At 62.2% G+C, this 19,144-nt stretch carries 15 protein-coding genes; 4 read left to right on the top strand and 11 right to left on the bottom strand.

Annotated elements, in window-relative coordinates:
• Both uxuA and LXM96_RS11365 read left to right on the top strand, forming a co-directional pair.
• Positions 1 to 1,197: a mannonate dehydratase gene (uxuA, locus tag LXM96_RS11360; protein ID WP_239998609.1), complete on the top strand. Its 1,197-nt coding sequence runs from the start codon at positions 1 to 3 to the stop codon at positions 1,195 to 1,197.
• Positions 1,197 to 2,615 (top strand): mannitol dehydrogenase family protein, encoded by a 1,419-nt coding sequence (locus LXM96_RS11365; RefSeq protein WP_394801946.1) that lies wholly within the window; start codon positions 1,197 to 1,199, stop codon positions 2,613 to 2,615. The genes uxuA and LXM96_RS11365 overlap by 1 nt, the downstream gene beginning before the upstream one ends.
• Before the next feature lie 77 nt (positions 2,616 to 2,692).
• Here LXM96_RS11365 and LXM96_RS11370 read toward each other — a convergent pair whose 3' ends face one another.
• The 9 genes from LXM96_RS11370 to LXM96_RS11410 all read right to left on the bottom strand — a co-directional run bounded on the left by LXM96_RS11370 (position 2,693) and on the right by LXM96_RS11410 (position 11,659).
• Entirely contained in the window at positions 2,693 to 3,970 is a 1,278-nt protein-coding gene (locus tag LXM96_RS11370; RefSeq protein ID WP_239998611.1) for an L-fuconate dehydratase, read from the bottom strand.
• A 25-nt stretch (positions 3,971 to 3,995) separates the two neighbouring features.
• Positions 3,996 to 4,730, bottom strand: coding sequence for an SDR family oxidoreductase (locus LXM96_RS11375; RefSeq protein WP_239998612.1), 735 nt, complete (start codon positions 4,728 to 4,730; stop codon positions 3,996 to 3,998).
• A 31-nt stretch (positions 4,731 to 4,761) separates the two neighbouring features.
• Positions 4,762 to 5,091, bottom strand: coding sequence for an L-rhamnose mutarotase (locus LXM96_RS11380; protein ID WP_239998613.1), 330 nt, complete (start codon positions 5,089 to 5,091; stop codon positions 4,762 to 4,764).
• A gap of 9 nt (positions 5,092 to 5,100) precedes the next feature.
• Positions 5,101 to 6,108 carry a zinc-binding alcohol dehydrogenase family protein gene (locus tag LXM96_RS11385; protein ID WP_239998614.1) on the bottom strand — a complete coding sequence of 336 codons (1,008 nt, stop codon included), beginning with the start codon at positions 6,106 to 6,108 and terminating at the stop codon, positions 5,101 to 5,103.
• 10 nt (positions 6,109 to 6,118) lie between these two features.
• Positions 6,119 to 6,955, bottom strand: a complete 837-nt coding sequence (locus LXM96_RS11390; RefSeq protein ID WP_239998615.1) for an amidohydrolase family protein — start codon at positions 6,953 to 6,955, stop codon at positions 6,119 to 6,121.
• Positions 6,956 to 6,960: 5 nt separating this feature from the next.
• A complete protein-coding gene (locus LXM96_RS11395) occupies positions 6,961 to 7,974 on the bottom strand; it encodes an aldo/keto reductase (protein ID WP_239998616.1) in 1,014 nt (337 codons plus the stop codon).
• A gap of 65 nt (positions 7,975 to 8,039) precedes the next feature.
• Positions 8,040 to 8,981 carry an ABC transporter substrate-binding protein gene (locus LXM96_RS11400; protein ID WP_239998617.1) on the bottom strand — a complete coding sequence of 314 codons (942 nt, stop codon included), beginning with the start codon at positions 8,979 to 8,981 and terminating at the stop codon, positions 8,040 to 8,042.
• 100 nt (positions 8,982 to 9,081) lie between these two features.
• Positions 9,082 to 10,101, bottom strand: a complete 1,020-nt coding sequence (locus LXM96_RS11405) for an ABC transporter permease (RefSeq protein WP_239998618.1) — start codon at positions 10,099 to 10,101, stop codon at positions 9,082 to 9,084.
• A 7-nt stretch (positions 10,102 to 10,108) separates the two neighbouring features.
• The gene (locus LXM96_RS11410; RefSeq protein ID WP_239998619.1) at positions 10,109 to 11,659 is read right to left on the bottom strand and encodes a sugar ABC transporter ATP-binding protein; all 1,551 of its coding nucleotides are present in this window, start codon (positions 11,657 to 11,659) and stop codon (positions 10,109 to 10,111) included.
• Between the two features lie 224 nt (positions 11,660 to 11,883).
• On the opposite strand from LXM96_RS11410, the gene LXM96_RS11415 reads away from it, so the two are divergent.
• The gene (locus tag LXM96_RS11415; protein WP_239998620.1) at positions 11,884 to 12,585 is read left to right on the top strand and encodes a FadR/GntR family transcriptional regulator; all 702 of its coding nucleotides are present in this window, start codon (positions 11,884 to 11,886) and stop codon (positions 12,583 to 12,585) included.
• A 54-nt stretch (positions 12,586 to 12,639) separates the two neighbouring features.
• Positions 12,640 to 14,172, top strand: a complete 1,533-nt coding sequence (locus tag LXM96_RS11420) for a UxaA family hydrolase (protein ID WP_239998621.1) — start codon at positions 12,640 to 12,642, stop codon at positions 14,170 to 14,172.
• A 19-nt stretch (positions 14,173 to 14,191) separates the two neighbouring features.
• Here the strand turns inward: LXM96_RS11420 and LXM96_RS11425 are convergent, their stop codons facing one another.
• Both LXM96_RS11425 and LXM96_RS11430 read right to left on the bottom strand, forming a co-directional pair.
• Positions 14,192 to 15,412 carry an OpgC family protein gene (locus tag LXM96_RS11425; protein WP_239998622.1) on the bottom strand — a complete coding sequence of 407 codons (1,221 nt, stop codon included), beginning with the start codon at positions 15,410 to 15,412 and terminating at the stop codon, positions 14,192 to 14,194.
• Between the two features lie 171 nt (positions 15,413 to 15,583).
• Entirely contained in the window at positions 15,584 to 19,090 is a 3,507-nt protein-coding gene (locus tag LXM96_RS11430) for a PAS domain-containing hybrid sensor histidine kinase/response regulator (protein WP_239998623.1), read from the bottom strand.
• Between the last annotated feature and the right edge of the window lie 54 nt (positions 19,091 to 19,144).

The following is a 19,144-nucleotide window of genomic DNA, read 5'->3' on the forward strand; positions in this document are numbered from 1 at the left end:
ATGCGGCATACGTGGCGGTGGTTCGGCCCGGTCGACAAGGTAAGTGTGGAGGATGCGGCCCAGGCCGGCGCAAAAGGCATCGTCAGTGCCCTGCATCACATCCCGACCGGAGATGTCTGGTCGGTTGAGGAAATCGCCAAGCGGCATGATGCGATCAAGGCGGGCGGCCTTTTCTGGGATGTGGTGGAAAGCGTACCGGTCTCCGAAAGCATCAAGACGCAGACCGGTGACTGGCGCCAGCATATTAGCAACTGGCAGGAGACGCTTCGCAGGCTTTCGGCCAGCGGCATCCGCACCGTCTGCTACAACTTCATGCCGGTGCTGGACTGGACCCGTACGGATCTTCGCTGGCCGACCCGCCACGGGGCTCGCGCGATGCGCTTCGACCTGATCGATTTCGTCGCCTTCGACATTCATCTGCTGGAACGGCCGGGTGCAGCGGACGACTATGACGAGGGCATCTGCGAACAAGCCGCCAAGCGCTTCGCAGAAATGCCGGAGGACCGGCGCACAGCGCTTTCCAAAAATGTGGGCGCCGGCCTGCCGGGCTCGGCCGACGGCTACACGCTGCCGCAGCTGCGCGATCATCTGGCGACCTATGACGGCATCAGTCGCGAAAAGCTGCAACAGCATCTGGTGGACTTTCTCTCCGAAGTGACGCCGGTCGCCGAAGCGGTCGGCATCAACATCTGCGCCCACCCGGACGATCCGCCATGGGCGCTGCTTGGCCTGCCGCGCATCCTTTCCACCGAGGCCGACTACCTCCACATGCTGAACGCGGTAGACAGCCGGGCGAACGGCGTCACCTTCTGCACGGGTTCACTCGGCGCCCGCGGCGACAACGACCTGCCGGCCATGGCGAAGCGGGTTGCCCCGCGCATCCACTTCGTTCACCTGCGCAACGTCCATCGGGACGAGGAAGCGACCCCTTGCTCCTTCTTCGAGGACGAGCACCTGGAGGGGCACACCGACATGGTCGCGGTCATCGCGGAACTTCTCGCCGAGGAAAAGCGCAGGAAGGCGGAGGGCCGGGAGGATCACGAGATCCCGATGCGCCCCGACCACGGTCAGGAGATCCTCGACGATCTCACTCGCGGCGCCCAGCCCGGCTATCCTGCGATCGGCCGGCTGAAGGGCCTTGCCGAACTGCGCGGCATCGAACGCGCATTGTCCCACGCCAGATACGGATTGTCGTGATCATGGAAAGACTGTCAGCCTCGACCTCGCTCGCCGATACCGTCGTCAAGCCCGCCTTCGACCCGAAAACGCTGAAGCCTGGCATCCTGCATATAGGGCTTGGTGCCTTCCACCGCGCGCACCAGGCCGTTTACAACGATCTTGCGCTTGCCAAGGAGCCGGGCGACTGGGGCATTGTCGGCGTCAGCCTGCGCTCGCTCGACATCGTTCGGGACCTGCGGGCGCAGGACCATCTCTATTCCGTCGTGACCCGCAGTGGTGCCGGTGAAAGCGTGCAGGTGGTCGGCTCCGTCGTTCGTGGCATTTCGGCGGTGGAGGACCGCGACGAACTGCTGGCGCTGCTCGTCGATCCGGCGATCAAGATCGTCACGATTACCGTGACGGAAAAAGCCTACGGGCTCGATCCAAGCACCGGCGGCCTGGACCGCAACCATCCGGCAGTGGCCGCCGATCTCGCCAATCCGACCGCACCCGTCGGCGTCATCGGCTATATCGTCGAGGGCCTCGCCCGCCGTCATGCGGCAGGGCAGGAGCCCTTCACCGTTCTCTGCTGCGATAACCTGCCGACCAATGGCCGGATCGTCCGCCGTCTGGTGATCGAGATGGCTGGCGCGCGCGATCCGGCGCTGGCGAACTGGATCACCGGCCATGGCGCTTTCCCGTCGAGCATGGTGGATCGCATCGTGCCGGCCGCAACCGACGAGGGCCGGGCACGCGCGGCGGAGATGCTGGGCGCCGAGGATGCACTGTCGCTCGAAACCGAACCCTTCATGCAATGGGTGATCGAGGACCACTTCATCGCCGGCCATCCGGCATGGGACAAGGCCGGCGCGCTCTTCGTCGACGATGTCGAACCCTACGAGAAGATGAAGCTGCGCCTCCTCAACGGCGCCCACTCCATGATTGCCTATCTCGGCCAGCTGAAGGGGTTGGAGTATGTGCGCGACGTCATGGCCGTTCCGGAGTATCGTGACCTGGCGCGCCGGCACATGCAGTCTGCACGCAAGACGCTGGACCCGGTGCCGGGCATCGATCTCGACCAGTATATTAACCAGCTGATCGAGCGCTTCGAGAACCCCACGATCGCCCACCGGACAAAGCAGATCGCCATGGACGGCAGTCAGAAGCTGCCGCAGAGGCTGTTCGCGGGCACGGCCGAGGCCCTTGCCGAAGGCGAGGACGTCGACACGGCGGCACTCGCGACCGCGCTGTGGATCGCTTATGCCAGGCGAACGCCGGACATCGACGATCCGCGACGGGAGGAATTGCGTCGTGCAGCAGCCGAGCCGACCGGCGCTGATGCCTCGGCTCCCTTCTTCGCGCTGCCGGGGCTCTTCCCGCAGGCGCTGATCGACAACCGAGAATGGCGCGACCGGGTGAACGCCAAGCTGGCGGAGATCGAGGCGGGACAGGTCTGAGTTGACATCCGACCACTAACGAAAAGCCCCTCGCTCCGATCGGATCGAGGGGCTTTCTTTTTCTTGCTGAACGGTGATTAACCTCGGAACGTATATTCCGCGATCGATGCCGGCTTCATCTCGATGGAGAAACCGGGGCGTGACGGCGGCATGTAGGCGGCGTCCTGGATGACGCAGGGGTCGACGAAGTGCTCGTGCAGGTGGTCGACATATTCGATTACACGACCTTCCTTGGTGCCGGAGACGGCAAGGTAGTCGATCATCGAGAGGTGCTGGACATATTCGCACAAGCCGACGCCGCCGGCATGCGGCCAGACGGGCAGGTTGTACTTGGCCGCGATCAGCAGCACCGCCAGCACTTCGTTGAGGCCGCCCATGCGGCAGGAATCGATCTGAACGATGTCGATCGCACCTTCAGCGATGAACTGCTTGAACATGATGCGGTTCTGGCACATCTCGCCGGTGGCGACCTTCACGGGACCGATCGCCTGACGGATCTTGCGATGGCCGGCGACGTCGTCGGGGCTGGTGGGCTCCTCGATGAAGAAGGGATTGGCAAAGGCAAGCTTCTTCACCCAGTCGATCGCCTGGTCGACTTCCCAGACCTGATTGGCATCGATCATCAGGTAGCGGTCGGGACCGATCACTTCACGGGCGATGGTCAGCCGGCGGATATCGTCTTCAAGGTCGCGACCGACCTTCATCTTGACGTGGTTGAAGCCAGCATCCACGGCTTCCTGGCAAAGGCGGCGGAGCTTCTCTTCAGGATAGCCGAGCCAGCCGGCGGAGGTCGTGTAGCAGGCATAGCCTTCCTGCTTCAGCGTGGCGATGCGTTCGGCCTTGCCGGCCTCAGCCTTCTTGAGAATGGCGACGGCCTCGTGCCGCGTCAGCACGTCGGTGAGGTAGCGGAAGTCGACGATGTCGGCGATTTCTTCCGCCGAGAGTTCGGACACCAGCTGCCAGACCGGCTTGCCCTGCTGCTTGGCGAGAAGATCCCAGAAGGCGTTGACGACGGCGCCGGTCGCAAGGTGCATGGCGCCCTTGTCCGGTCCAATCCAGCGGAGCTGGCTGTCACTCGTCAGGTGCCGCCAGAACTTGCCTGGGTTCTGGCGGAAGGCGCCGAGATCCTGCCCTACCACGAGATGCCGCATCGCCTCGATTGCCATGCAGCAGATGTCGTTGCCTCGGCCGATGGTGAAGGTCAGGCCGTGGCCTGCCAGCCCGTCCATATCGGTATCGAGGATGACATAGGCTGCCGAATAATCAGGATCCGGGTTCATCGCATCGGAGCCATCCAGGCTTTGGGAGGTCGGAAAGCGCAGATCGAAGACGCGAAGATCGGTGATGCGGGTCATGGCAATCTCTGTGGTGGAATGGATGTCAGATGGTCCAGCCGCCGTCGATGGCGAAGGCCTGGCCGGATGTGTAGGTGGCACCGGCGATGTAGACGGCGAGATCGGCGATCTCTTCCGGCGAGCCGAGGCGGCCCATGGGCTGGCGGGCGATGAAGGCAGCCCGTGCAGTTTCATAGTCGCCTTGTGCGCGCATCCGCTCCTGCAGCGAAGGGCTTTCAACGGTGCCCGGGCAGATGCAGTTGCAGCGGATGCCCTGCGTCACATAGTCGGCGGCAACGTGCTTGGTGAGCCCGATGACGGCTGCCTTGGTGGTGCCGTAGGCGAAGCGGTTCGGCACACCCTTGATGCTGGAAGCGACGGAGGACATGTTGATGATCGATCCGTCCTTGCGCTCCAGCATGCCCGGCAAGACAGCGCGGATTGTGCGGATCATCGCCTTGACGTTGAGGTCGAAGGCGAAGTCGAGATCGCTGTCCTTCATCTCCAGGATGGAGCCGCCATGCACGACGCCGGCGCAGTTGAACAGGATGTCGACCCGACCGATCTGATCTACCGCGGCCTTTACCGCCGCCTCGTCGAGCACGTCGAGCCGTGAGGTCTTGAGGTTTGCGAGCTTTGGCAGCTCAGCGAGCGCCTGATCGTTGATGTCCGTGGCGTAAACCATCGCTCCGGCTTCGGCGAAGGCGATGGCCGAGGCGCGGCCGATGCCCTGGCCGGCGGCGGTGATGAGAACGGTCTTTCCTGCAAGGCTCATTGTCATGTCGTTCCTCGGATCATATCAAGAGAAGGAGTCAGTCGTGGTGGAAGACCTCTTCCATCATCGCCCACCATTCCCCCTCCTTACGGGTTTCGAACGGCTTTTGGCAGGGGATGGTGAAGGACCACCATTCCTGGTTCTTCGGGTCTGCCGCCATCTTCGCCATGTCGGCCTCGAAGTCTGTCCCGTGATATTCCCAGGTGCCGAACAGCAGGTTCTCCGGCTCGCGCAGGAAGATCGTGTAGTTGCGGATGTTGCACCGTGAGATCAGCTCGAGGATCTCCGGCCAGACGTCGGCGTGCAGCCGCTTGTAATCTTCCACCATGTCCGGCGCGACGCCGATCACCATGCCCATGCGCTGCATCGTATTTCCTCAAACTTCGATGATCGCCTTGACGACGCCGGCCGTCGGATCCGTGAGGCCGGCGAACCGCTCCGGTACCTCGCCAAGCATCATGCGGTGGGTGATCAGCGCTTCGGGCACGTCACCCGCGCGCATCGCCGCCATCACGCGTTCGAAGTCGACGATCGTGGCATTCCGGCTGCCAAGGAGGGAGGTCTCGCGCTTGTGGAACTCCGGATCGGAGAAGCTGATGTCGCTGGAAACGATCGAGACGAAGACATAGGTGCCGCCATGGCCGACGAAGCCGAAGCCGCGCTCCATCGCCTTCGGATTGCCGGTCGCGTCAAAGACGACGTCGAAGAAGTCCCCATGTGTGATGTCGGAAAGCGCTGCCTCGTCGCCGTCGCCAAGCTGGACCGTGTGGGCGGCGCCAAGATTGGCCCTCCCGAACTCCAGCCGGTCAGCGCGTCCATCGAGAAGCGTGACCTCTCCGCCTTCGAGGCGGGCAAAGATGGCGACAGCCATGCCGATCGGACCGGCGCCGACGATCAGCACCTTCTGGCCTTTCTCCACCTTGGCCCGCGCAACCGCATGGGCGCCGATGGCGAGAAACTCGACCATGGCTGCCTGGTCGAGGCTGAGGCCGTCGGCTTTCAGCACGAATTCCTGCGGCAGGCTGAGATATTCCGTCATGCCACCGTCGCGGTGAACGCCGAGCACCCCGATGTTGCGGCAGCAGTTGGTCTTGCCCTTGCGGCAGGCGCTGCAATGGCCGCAGGAGATATAGGGGATGATCGACACGGTATCGCCAGCCGTCAGATGACTGCCCGCCGGCGCCTCCTCGACCGTTCCGGCCAGCTCGTGGCCCATGACGCGGGGGTAGGAGAGGTAAGGTTGGTTGCCCGTGAAGATGTGCAGGTCGGTGCCGCAGACACCGACGCGGCGCAGCCGGACCAGCACCTCGCCTTCGCCCCGCGCAGGCTTAGGCCGCTCGATGGCGGAAAGGGTTCCGGGAGAATCGCAGATGATCGTCAGCATTGTCAGCCTGTCATGAGGTTTGGCGGCGCTTGCCGCCGAAGTTGTAGAAACGCACGGCGTTGCCGCCGAAGACGGCGTCGTGGTGCTCCGCCGGCACGATGTCGAGGCACTGGGTGAGCCACGCCTGGTAATCGCCCGCCAGCCGCAGCACCGGCCAGTCGCTGCCCCAGATCACGCGGTGCGGACCGAAGAGCTCGAGAATGGTTTCCGCATAGGGCCGGATTGCCTCGGACTTCTGATCGCCGGCTTCCGTGAGGAGCCCCGAGAGCTTGCAGTGGACGTTCGCAAGCTCGGCAAGAGCGGCCATCTTGCGCCTCCACTCCGTGAACCTGCCTTCGGCGATCAGAGGTTTTGCGCCGTGGTCGATGACGATCGGCAGACGCGTGGAGCGGCGGGCGAAGTCGAAAAGCGCATCGAGGTGGCGCGGCAGGACGAGCGCATCAAAAACCAGACCATGGTCGATCATCGCGGAGATCGCCGGCTTGAGGGATGGATCATCGATCCAGCCGTCATCGGCGATGTCCTGCAGCATCGGTCGGAAGCCCTTGAGCTTCGGGTGGTCTGCCAGCCGTGCGATCGCTAGCGGCGCATTCAACGCCTTCAAGTCAGTCCAGCCAACGACGCCGAGAATGAAGGGGTTGCTGTCGGCGAGATTCAGCATGAAGACGGTATCCGCCTCATTCTCCATCGTCTGTACCAGCACGGTGCCATCCATACCTGCCTCCGCCATGAGCGGCTGCAGGTCGTCGGGCAGGAAATCCCGGTGGATCGCAGCGAGCTCCGCCGGCGGCCATTGCCCCGCCCGGTCGGCGATCCGCCAGAAATGCTGGTGGGCATCGACGCGCATCGTTCTTACGCCCCCTCGCGCGGGAGCGGAGCGCCTTCGGCGATCAGGCCACGGGCGCGCAGGGCTTGCCAGAAGCTGGCTGGGATCTCCTCCGAAAACCAGGCGACGTTCGAGCTGATCTGCTCGGCGGTCCGGGCACCGGAAACGATGGTGACGACGGCAGGATGGGTGAGCGGGAAATGCAGCGCCGCAGCCTGAAGCGATACGCCTTCTTCTTCGCAGGCCTTGCGCAGTCCCTCGACCCGGGCCAGCACGTCGGCCGGAGCATCGGCGTAGTTGAACTTCTTGTTGCCGGCGAGGATGCCGGAATTGAACGGGCCGGCGATGACGATGCCGACACCGCGGCGCGCGCACTCGTCCATCAGCGGCAGGCTCTCCTGCTCAAGAAGCGTGTAGCGGCCGGCAAGCATGGACACATCGATATCGAAAACGTCCATGGCGTCGCGAATGGCCTGCCACTCATTGACGCCGAGACCGACCGCCTTGGTGGAGCCTTCATCGCGCAGCTTGCCGAGCGCGCGGAAGCCGCCGCCGTCGGTCAACTGGCTCCAGTAGTGCTCGTGCTTGTCGCCATGGGTCATGCGGCCGATGTCGTGCACGTAAAGGATGTCGGGTTTCAGAATGCCGAGCCTCTGCTGGCTTGCCTCGAACGAGCGCATGATGCCGTCATAGCTGTAGTTGTAGACAGGCCGGAAGGGCAGGGGCTGCACGTAGCCGTCCTCTTCCTCGCCCACCGTTTCGTCCGGCGTCATCACTCGGCCGACCTTGGTGCTGAGCACGTAAGACTCGCGCGGAAGGTCCGTCAGCATCGTGCCAAGACGGCGCTCGGAGCGGGTGAAGCCGTAGAAGGGGGCCGTATCGAAATAGCGGATGCCGGCATCCCAGGCCGCGCGGAAAGCGCCTGCCGACTCTTCGTAGCTGGTGACCCGGTAGAGGTTTCCCATCTGAGCGCAGCCGAGGCCCATCAATGTGACGTCGACGGGGCGACGGGGTAGGGTTCGTGTATCGGCGACGTTCATTTCTGTCTCCTCTGGCCGGAAAAGAGACGCGCACCATTTGCGGTGCGCGTCAGGGGGAGGACCTTTTAGTAAAGGACGTTCTTGGCTTCCGGCTTGTCGATGTTGTCCTTGGTGACGACGACGACGCCCGTGTCGACGTTCTTCTCGACCTTTTCCTTGTTGATCAGCTTCGTGACTGTCTCGATGCCGAGTTCGCCCATCTGGTAGGAGCCCTGGACAATAATCGCCGCGAGCGTGCCGTCCTTGACGAATTCCTGCAGGTCCTGGTTGCCGTCAAAGCCGATGGCAACGACCTGGCCCGCCTTGCCCGACTGCTTCAGGGCGCGGCCCATGCCGATGGCCGTCGGTTCGTTGGCGCCGAACATGCCCTTGAGGTCGGAGTTGGCAGCCAGCACGTCGGTGGTCTGGTTGAGCGCGGTTGCCATCTGGGACTGCGAGTAGAACGGCCCGACGATCTCAAGCTTCGAGTTGTTCTTGATATAGTCAGTGAAGCCGCCGACGCGACCGATTTCAGACCCGGCGCCCGCGACATAGGACATGACGGCGATCTTGCCTTCGGTGCCGATCTGGTCGATCAGCGCCTTGGCCGCCAGTTCGCCTGCCTTCTTGTTATCGGTGGCGAGGAAGGACTGGTAGTACTGCTCTGCGCCCTCGGCGAGCATGGAGTCGACGATGACGACCGGGATGCGGTTTTCCCAGGCCTTCTTGACCGCCGGCACCAGGGCGTCCGGATCCGAAGGGGCAAGCACGATACCGGCCACGCCGCGGTTGACCGCGTTCTCGACCATGTTGACCTGATCGGCGATGGCCGATTCCGCAGCCGGACCCTGGAAGGTCATCGTGTGCTCGGAAACATCCTTCATTGCAGCCTCGGCACCCTTCTGGACGTTCTGCCAGAAGGTGGAGTTGACCGTCTTGACGATGACGGCGATCTCGCCGGCCTGCGCGGCAGATAAGGCACCGAACGCGATGGCGGATGTGAGCAGTGCTGTGGCAAGCTTTTTCATGTTTTCCTCCAGTTTCATTGGCCTCACCGGCCGGTTGGCGGGAGCTCCTCACTCCCATTGCTTCTGCGGCTCCATGCAGCCATGGAGACCGCCTCCTCTCTCATCGGCGATTGCGCAATTGGTCGATCCAGACGGTGCCCAAAATGACGAGGCCGATGATGATCTGCTGTGTGAAGGCGGAGACGCCGTTCATGTTGAGGCCGTTGCGCAGGATGCCGATGACAAAGGCGCCAATCGCCGTGCCGGAGATCGTGCCGACGCCGCCGATGAGTGAGGTCCCGCCGATCACCGCGCTTGCGATGGCATCGAGTTCGTACATCACGCCCTCGTTCGGCTGCGCCGTGACCAGGCGAGACATCAATACGCATCCGGTCAGCCCGGCGAGCGTGCCGGACAGCACGTAGGTGAAGCTGACGACGCGGCTGACATTGACGCCGGAAAGGCGGGCTGCATCCGAGTTGGAGCCGACGGCGTAGATGTGGCGGCCAAGCACCGAGCGATTGAGCATCAGCGAGACGGCGATCGCGATCACGACCATCAGGATAACGGGATAGGGAATGCCCGGGAAGCTGACATTGGGGAAGCCGTCGTCGCCGATGGTGACAACGCGAAACAGCGAGCCGTTGCCGAGGACACCGAAGGATTCGCCGAGACCGGAGACGGCGCGTGCGCCGGTGATCTGCAGGGCGACCCCCCGGGCAATCAGCATCATGCCGAGCGTGGCGATGAACGGTGGCAGCTTCATCTTTGTCACGAGAAGGCCGTTGATCCAGCCGCAGAGGGAGCCGGTCAGGATGCCGATCAACATGGCGAACGGCACCGGGATGCCCCAGTCGCGCACCGCAAGCGCGGCGACGACGCCGGAAAGGGCAAGCACCGAACCCACGGACAAATCGATGCCGCCGGTGATGATGACGCAGGTCGCTCCGATGCCAAGCAGCGCGATCGACGTCACCTGGAGCGCGATCGTCATGCCGTTGTTGACGGTGAAGAAGGCGCTGCTGGTGACTGAGAAGACCGCCACGAGGACGAAAAGGCTGCCGAGCGCGGCAAACTTCTGGATGATGTCCTTCTGCCGGTCGCTCAACCGGACGCTTCTCTGTTCGCTGATATCGGCCATTGTCCCCTCAGTGCGCCTTCGGGCCGTAGCCCGAGGCGTAACGCATGATTTCTTCCTGGTCGGTGTTCCGGGTCTCAAGAACGCCGGTAATGCGCCCGCCGTGGAACACGGCGACGCGGTCGGTCATCCCGAGGATCTCGGGGAGCTCCGAACTGATGAGAACCACTCCGATGCCTTCGGCGGCGAGCTCGTCCATGATCTTGTAGATTGCAAATTTGGCGCCCACGTCGATGCCGCGCGTGGGCTCGTCGAAGAACATCACCTTCGGCTTGCGGAACAGCCATTTGCCGATGATGATCTTCTGCTGGTTGCCGCCGGACAGAAGCCGAACCGGCTGCTTGATCGAAGGGGTTCGAATGTCGAGGAGCTCGACGTAGTCGTTCGCTACCTTGTTGTGCTTGGCGAAGTCGATCAGTCCGAACGTGTTGGACACCTCGTCCATATTGGCGAGCGTCACATTCGCGTCGACCGGCATCTTGATAGCCAGCCCCTGCGCCTTGCGGTCCTCGGAGAGATACGCGATTCCCGCGGCGATGGCGTCACGCGGGGAGCTGATCGTCAGCGTCTCACCGTGCATCGTGATCGTGCCGGTATCGAGAGGATCCGCTCCGAAGATTGCCCGGGCCACTTCCGTTCGTCCCGCGCCCATCAAGCCGGAGAATCCGAGGATCTCACCACGCCGCAGGGAGAAGCTGACGTCAGAAAAGACGCCTTGCCGCGTTAAACCCGCGGCGCTGAAGACGATGTCGTCCGAGGGTTTGGAAATGCGTTCCGGGAACTTTTCCTCAAGCGACCGCCCGACCATCTTGGCCACGACATCGTTGACCGTCGTGTCACGCAGGTTGTCGGTTGCGATATAGCGCCCGTCGCGCAGCACCGTGACGCGATCGACGATTTCCTCCATCTCGTCGAGACGATGGGAGATGTAGACGATGCCGACGCCGGAGGCCTTGAGGTCGCGGATGACCTGGAACAGCAGCTTGGTTTCCTGCTCCGTCAGCGACGAGGTCGGCTCGTCCATGATTAGCACTTCGGCATCGAGCGACAGTGCCTTGGCGATCTCCACCATCTGGCTCTGTGCGACCGACAGGTTGCGCACGTGCGTGTCCGGATCGATGTCGATACCCAGCCGGTCCAGGCAGCGCTTCGCATCGGCGCGGAGCTTCTTGCGGTCGATCAGGAAGCCGCGGCGGGGTTCGCGCGCCAGATAGATATTCTCGGCGACGGAGAGGTGCGGCACCAGGTTGAGCTCCTGGTGGATGATCGCGATGCCGGCGGCCTCGGATTCCAGCGGGGACGCGAAGCGGCTTTCCTGGCCCTTGTAGACGATCGAGCCTGCAGTCGGCTGATAGACGCCGCTGATGATCTTCATCAGCGTGGACTTGCCGGCGCCATTCTCGCCGCAAACGGCGTGAACCTCCCCGGCAAAGAGATCGAAGTGCACATCCGAGAGGGCCATGACACCCGGAAATTCCTTGGTGATGCCGTCGAGGCGCAGCAGGGCCCTACGATCCGCCGACGCCACATGGGCATCTCGAATGTCAGCCGAGTTCTGCATGGCGACCTTCTCCTCCTCCTGTGCCGGCCAAGCTCCAACCGCCGACGCCCAATGGTTAAACCCGGACATCCAAACTGGTCAAGCCAATTATTTGACCTGCTTGCGAGTAGAGCTTGCTGCTGGCCGAAAAGCCAAGAAAGTAGGGATAATCAGAAAACCCGCAGAGCTTGCTCCAAGCTTCTCGAACGTTTATGGTAAGACCAGATTCAACGATTGGCATCGAAATGAACGGACCGATCAAGGCCGCGGAGCCGCGCAGGCTCTACCAGCAGATTGCCGACCAGATACGGGCGCTGATCCAGGGTGGTCACTTTGCCCCCGGTGCCCGCCTGCCGGCCGAACGGGATCTTGCCCAACAGCTCGGTGTCTCCCGACCGTCGCTGCGCGAGGCGCTGATCGCGCTCGAGATCGAAGGCAGCGTCGAGATCCGCATGGGCTCGGGCATCTACATCACGGCCGAGCCGGAGCGCCGGGCATGGCAGACCGGTTCGATGGGCGAAAGCCCGGTGGAGCTGATGGAGGCGAGGGCTGCCGTCGAGGGCAGCGTGGCGCTTGCTGCCGCAGCCAGGATTTCCGCAGAAGGCCTGACGTCGCTTCGTGAGGCGCTCGACGCCATGCGCTCGGAAATCGCGGCGGGGCGCAAGCCTCTCGACCAGGACAGGCTTTTCCATCTGACCATTGCGGGCCAAAGTGGAAATTCCGTGCTGGCCCATATCGTCGGCGACTTGTTCGACGAGCGCCACAGCCCGCTATCGGCCCAGATCCGCACGCGGTTCGAGACGCCGGAGACCTGGCGCAACGCCCTTCGCGAGCATGAGGCAATCTACGACGCGCTCGAAGCACGCGACCCTCTTCTCGCGCAGGCGATGATGCATGCGCATCTGGAGGAATCGAAGCGCCGCTGGATGGAAAACGAGCCGCGGTGACCAAAACCATTTCGCTATCGTAGCAGGAGAACCTCCGGGGAGGAGGAAGCAGCCATGGATGCCATCATTTCACCGATCATCATTTTGAATGCCGACGACGATGTCGGCGTCGTCCGCCGCTCCGTTCAGCCCGGCGGGCTGGTCGGCCACGGCGATCTCGTCGCGCGCGAACTGATCGGGCGCGGCCACAAGGTGGCGATCAAGCGCATTCCCTCCGGAGCGGAGGTCAAGAAGTACGGCCAGGTGATCGGGCTGGCGACGCAGGATATCGAGCCGGGCAGTCATGTGCATTTGCACAACCTTGCCATGTTGCCATCCGAGCATGAGCACCAGTTCAGCATCGACGTCGAAGAGAAGGGCATGCTGCCGGAAAACGAGCGGCGGACCTTTATGGGCTATGACCGCGGCATCGGCGGCGCCGGCACGCGCAACTATATCGGCATCATCTCCTCGGTGAACTGTTCCGCCACCGTTTCCCGCTATATCGCCGACTACTTCAACCGCATGGGCGGGCTGGATGGTTTCGAGAACATCGACGGCGTCGTGGCGCTGACCCACGGCGGCGGCTGCGCGCTCAACAACAAGTCTGAGGGCTACCGGGTCCTCATCCGCACGATCCAGGGCTATGCCAAGCACCCGAACTTCGGCGGCATCCTGATGATCGGCCTCGGCTGCGAAACCAACCAGATCGGGCCGATCCTCGAGCACTACAAGATGGAGGAAGGCGACCGGCTGCGCACGATGACGATCCAGCAGCACGGCGGAACGAAGAAGACGATCGATGCGGCTATCGAAATCATCAAGGAGATGCTGCCGAGCGTGAACGCAGCGGTACGCACGCCGCAGCCGCTCTCAAAGCTGAAGGTGGCACTCGAATGCGGCGGCTCCGACGGCTATTCCGGCATTTCGGCCAATCCGGCGCTGGGTTATGCCTCCGATCTCATCGTCCGCAATGGCGGAACGACCGTTCTCTCGGAAACGCCGGAGATCTATGGTGCAGAACACCTGCTGACGCGTCGTGCCATCACGCCGGACGTCGCCCACAAGCTTCTGGAGCGGATCGACTGGTGGCGGGACTATACCGCCCGCAACGGCGACGAGCTCAACAACAACCCCTCCTATGGCAACAAGCTCGGCGGCCTGACGACCATATTGGAAAAGTCATTGGGCGCTGTTGCCAAGGGCGGCTCCATGCCGCTGAAGGCCGTCTATGAGTTTGCCGAGCAGGTGACCGAGCCTGGCTTCGTCTTCATGGACACACCGGGCTACGATCCGGTTGCCGTCACGGGCCAGGTTGCGGGTGGCTGCAACGTCATCTGCTTCACCACCGGCCGCGGCTCCGTGTCCGGCTTCAAGCCGTCGCCCTGCATCAAGATCGCCACGAACTCCGAAATGTACGAGCACATGAAGGAGGACATGGACATCAACTGCGGCGGCATCGTCACCGGTGAGGAAACAATCGAGCAGTCCGGTCAGCGGATTTTTGAGGACATCATCGCGGTGGCATCAGGCAAGAAGACCCTGAGCGAGATCTACGACTACGGCGACAACGAATTCGTGCCGTGGCAGATCGGCGCGGTGACCTGAGCCACCGCGCCTCCAGCGTTTAGCGGTTTCCGACGACCTTCGGCTGCGGCTTCAGGGCCGGAGCGGGAGTGGCAGGCGTGCCGAAGAACTTCTCGCGCTCCCGCCAGATCGCGGGGACGGCAAGGAGGCCAATACCAACGAAGGCAATCAGGGTCTTCGTGAGCTGGCTGAGCTCCGGGGAGCGGCCGTCGAAGTAGTAGACTGCGTAGACGATCGCAACGTGCCACACGTAGACGTAGAGAGAGTGGCGTCCGATCAGCTGCAGGAACTTCAGCGAGAAGACCCAGGTCAGCACGACGGCAGCACTGCGGACGAAGTTCGACGGATGCTTCGGACCGGCCGCGAGCAGCCAGGTGACGAGCGCTGCGACGGCGATGAAGTTCAACAGATAGACCGGGCCGAAGTCGGCGCGGACTTCCATGGCGGCGAACTTGCCGATCATGAAGTCGGGCATCAGGCCATTGGCGGTCATGATCCTGAGCGGCAGGAAGAATAGGACCACGATCAGCGCCATCTTCGGGATGAAGGTGTTCTGCGGCGTGAGGATACGGCCCCAGTCGATCTTGCCGGCTGAGGTCATAGCACCCAGGACAAGACCCGAGTAGAACACGATCTGCCAGCCGAGAAGGTTGAAGCTTGCTCGGATACCCTGGTCGTCGGGTCCCAGGATGAGCTGGTTCACAGGCTCCGTGAACACGCGCTGGAGCCCTAGCTGCGCAGCCATCCACAGCACCAGGGAGGCGGCCAGCACATAATGCCACTTGTCGTCCAGCACGAGTTTGACGAGCAGCGGCGCAAACAGCATGTAGACGATGTACTGCGGCAGGATGTCCATGAAGGTTGGCTGGAAAAGGAATGTCGCAATTGCAGCCAGGCGCAGTGGGTCGTCGAAGGTCGTGTATCCGAGCCAGTTGTACCAGACGGTGTAGGCTTCCGGGAGGATCATCTGAGCCGCCAGGACTGCGATGACGATCCCCATCGCGTAACGGTAAAGCTCGAAGGCACGGGAATAGATCGCCTGCCGCCCGGCCGTGTAACCGTTCTTCACCATCTTACGCGCATAGACCATGCCGATCAGGAGGCCAGACAGGAACACGAAGCCTTGTGCATCCTCGACAAAGGCGAGCTGGTTGTGATTGACCTTCACAAGCCAATAACCGCCGGCAAAGATCAGATGGTTGATCAGCATGAAGACGAGGAAATACCCTCGCATACCATCAATAAGGTCGAACCGTTTCATCGGTCGCGGTCTCCGTTGTGCCGTGCCGATGCGCTTGGGTCGCCCGGTCGGTATGGCCCTGGGGGCCAGGATTTCTGCGCAACAAACGCGACGAAACACCAGTCAGTTCCGCCCGCGATTTAGCGGTCTTGTACTAGGAAGTGGGACATGACTGCGGGATGAACGGGAAGATCACTCGGCGGCAATGCGCTTGAACCCTGCAGCTTGGGTCAGATATGCGCGCAGTGCTGCGGGGCGAACGGGCTTGTGCTGGACTGCGATTTCCTGTCGCTCAGCTGACGCACGCAAGTCCAATGCACGATCAGCCGTCAGCAAAAGGGCTGGGATTTCCGCAGCGTAAGCTTGCCGGAGTCGAATGATTGCATCAAGCCCATTGCCGTCGGAAAGATGATAGTCGGCAACGATGACGTCCGGCGGGGGCTCCTTGGCAGCGACGATCGCCTCGATCTCTTCCATCGAAGCTGCCGTGCCCACGCTGCAACCCCAGCCGGAGACGAGCAGCGCCATGCCTTCGAGGATCTTCGGCTCGTTGTCGATGCAGAGAACCCGGAGGCCGTGGAGGGCCTGCAAGCGCCGTCGCCGCTCGGGCTGCTCCGCCGGCCGTATTGCCTGCGGCGGTGAAAGGTCGCGCGGCAGGCGCACCCGAAAGATCGTGCCCTTGCCCTGGACGGAAGACAGCTCCACCGAGTGCTTGAGCACCCGCGATATACGATCGACGATAGAAAGTCCGAGACCGAGCCCCGTCGCCGTTCGTGCGCCTTCATCGAGACGAATGAACTCCTTGAAGACGGTACGAAATTTCGCCTGCGGGATTCCGATGCCGGAATCCAGCACTTCGATCACGACCTCGTTTCCGCGACGTCTGGCGCCAACCAGAATCTTGCCCTTTATCGTGTACTTGATCGCATTAGAGACGAGGTTCTGGATCAACCGTCTCAGCAGGTTCGCGTCAGAGCGCACGTGCAGTGAACTACCTATCACGACGAAAGTCAGGTCCTTCTCGCGGGCCATAGGGGCAAAATCGGTTTCAATCCGCCGCAGCAGGTCATCGAGTGCGACGGATGTCAGCCGAGGCTTCATGGCACCGGTGTCGAGACGGGAAATGTCGAGGACCGCACCCAAAATCGCCTCGACCGATTCAAGCGCGGAATCAACATTGCGTACGAGCGAACGGTTGTCCGAACTACCGAGCCTCTCCACGAGGGCCGAAGTGTAGAGGCGCGCAGCGTTGAGCGGCTGCAAGATGTCGTGCCCTGCGGCGGCAAAGAAGCGCGTCTTTCCCAGGTTCGCCTCTTCAGCCAATGCGCGCGCCTCGGCAAGTTGATGATTTACCCGGGTAAGCTCCGCAGTACGCTCCTCCACCCGTTGCTCAAGTGTTTCATTCGCCTGCTTCAGCGCCCGATCCGCTGCTACCCGCTCGGTGATATCAGTGAGCGTGGCGACGATACCCTTGTCAGGCATCGCGTTCGATCGCACCTCGATGATCCGCTTGCCTTGACCGAGGACCAAGGGGAACGGCGCATCGAGAGTCTGAAACTGCCGCATGACATCAAAACGCTCTTCCGGCTTCACGTCACCCCTGTCGACGAGAATGGAAATGATGTCCGCGAGAGGATAACCGACCTGGCCGACCTGCTCGGGCAGGTCGAGCAGGTTGCGGAGACGTCGATTCCAGATGGTGAGACAGTAGGAACTGTCGAAGACGGCTATGCCCTGATCCATCTGCGAGAGGGCCGTCTGCAACATGTCCTGATTATATTGCAGCGCCTCGCTTGCCTGATCGAGCAGCCAAGCAGTGTCGGCGCTCGCGCCCTCTGCTTTCTGAAGGATGAGCGACAGAACGAGCCGCGCGGACGAGGAACCAATGGCACTGCCAAGAAGCTGCTCCGAAAAATGGATGAGAGCCATGTCCGCGGGCTGATCGTCATCCAGGGAGCGGCCGCTCGTTTCGGCGTATTTGTCGAAGGAGCGCTCCATCCGCTCCTCACCCAGATAGCGCGAAATAGTCGTCTTCAGGTCGCCGACACTAACACGGGTCTTCCAGCCGCGGGTCGCAAATTGCGAGCGCTGCCGTCGCTTGACGAAGATACCGGCTTGGATGCGCTCCAGAGGCTTCGGGTTGCGGGACAATGATCCAAGAACGAATGTGAGGCTATTGAGGATCAGGCTGAAGAACGTTGCGGTGACAAGGGGGTCGGCTTCGGCGCCAAAAAGGTCGGTGCCAGGCAAAAGGAAATGTAGCACTGCCGCAGCGAGATGAGCGTTGTTCGGTCCTCCAAGGCTTGGCACGAAGAGCAGGTAGGCCCAGGCGAGGAAGCCAAAGGTCATGCCGAGAATGGCGCCCCGGGCGTTGGCCCGACGCCATACCAGGCCGCCGATGAGACTAGGTGCCATCTGCGCGATGGCGGCAAAGGAGAGGAGGCCGATTGAGGCGAGGCCAGTGTCACCGTCGGCTGCCCGGTAATAGCCATAGCCCAACATCAGCACGACGATGATCGAGGTGCGGCGGACGCGCAGAAGTGTTTGGGTGAAGTCGGCCCGGTGCACAGCGCGGCGCATGAGCTTACGACGCAGCAGCACCGGCATCACGATGTCGTTGGAGACCATGATGGCCAATGCGACCGAAGCGACAATGACCATTGCTGTTGCCGCGGAAAAGCCGCCGATAAAGGCGATCAGCGAGATCAGCGGCATCTTGTTTTCGAGCGGCAGGAGCAGCACGTAGAGGTCAGCATTGCCGGTGCCGCCGAAGATGATGAGGCCGGCAATCGCGATCGGTATAACGAAGATGTTGATGGCGACCAAGTAGAGCGGCAACAGGTAGGCCGCCATCTTCAGCTCGCGTGCTGTGCGGTTCTCCACCACGGTCACGTGGAACTGCCGCGGCAACATGATGATGGCAAATGCTGACAGCGCGATCAGCATCAACCAGCGGCTGAGGGGTGTCTCGTAGGACATTGCCGATGCCACGAACAGGTTCTCAGAAGCTCTTGTCCAGAGATCGGAGGGGCCGTCGAACAGCACGAACATCACTGCGACGCCGACGGTCGCGAAGGCCAGCAGCTTCACGACGGATTCCATGGCAACGGCGAGGATCAAGCCATCCTGATGTTCTGTTGCATCCGTATGCCGGGTCCCGAATATCACCGCGAAACATGCCATCAACAGGGTCACGATGAGCGCCAGGTCGACGAAATGGAGATTGCCACTGCCGATGCCATAGGCAGAGGTATCCACGACTGCCGCAACGGAGTTCGAGACCGCCTTCAACTGCAGTGCGATGTAGGGGATGGCCCCGATCAGCGAAATGATGGCCACGATCATGGCCACGGCGGAATTTTTTCCGTAGCGCGCCGCAATGAAGTCGGCGACGGAAGTCAGCTTCTCCGCCTTTGCCAGTTCCACAATGCGTCGGATCAACGGCATCCCAAGGGTGAAGGCGAGGATGGGACCGATATAGATTCCGGTGAACTCTAGCCCGCGTTGGGAGGCGAGGCCAACGCCGCCAAAATAGGTCCAGGACGTACAGTAGATGGCGAGGCTGAGCGCGTAGACGATCGGACGCCCGCCCTGCGGCACACCGAACCTACGGCTTCTGCTGTCACCGTAGCTGGCCACGGCGAACAGAAGCAGGATATAGGCGAATGCCGACAGGAATAGCAGCCAGCCTGGAAGCATGTCTCCTCCGCTTCGGGCATTGAAGGAGGGACAATAGGATAAAAGCCCTGCCTT

It is taken from the genome of Rhizobium halophilum (genome assembly GCF_021648825.1).
GTDB classification, from domain to species: domain Bacteria; phylum Pseudomonadota; class Alphaproteobacteria; order Rhizobiales; family Rhizobiaceae; genus Neorhizobium; species Neorhizobium halophilum.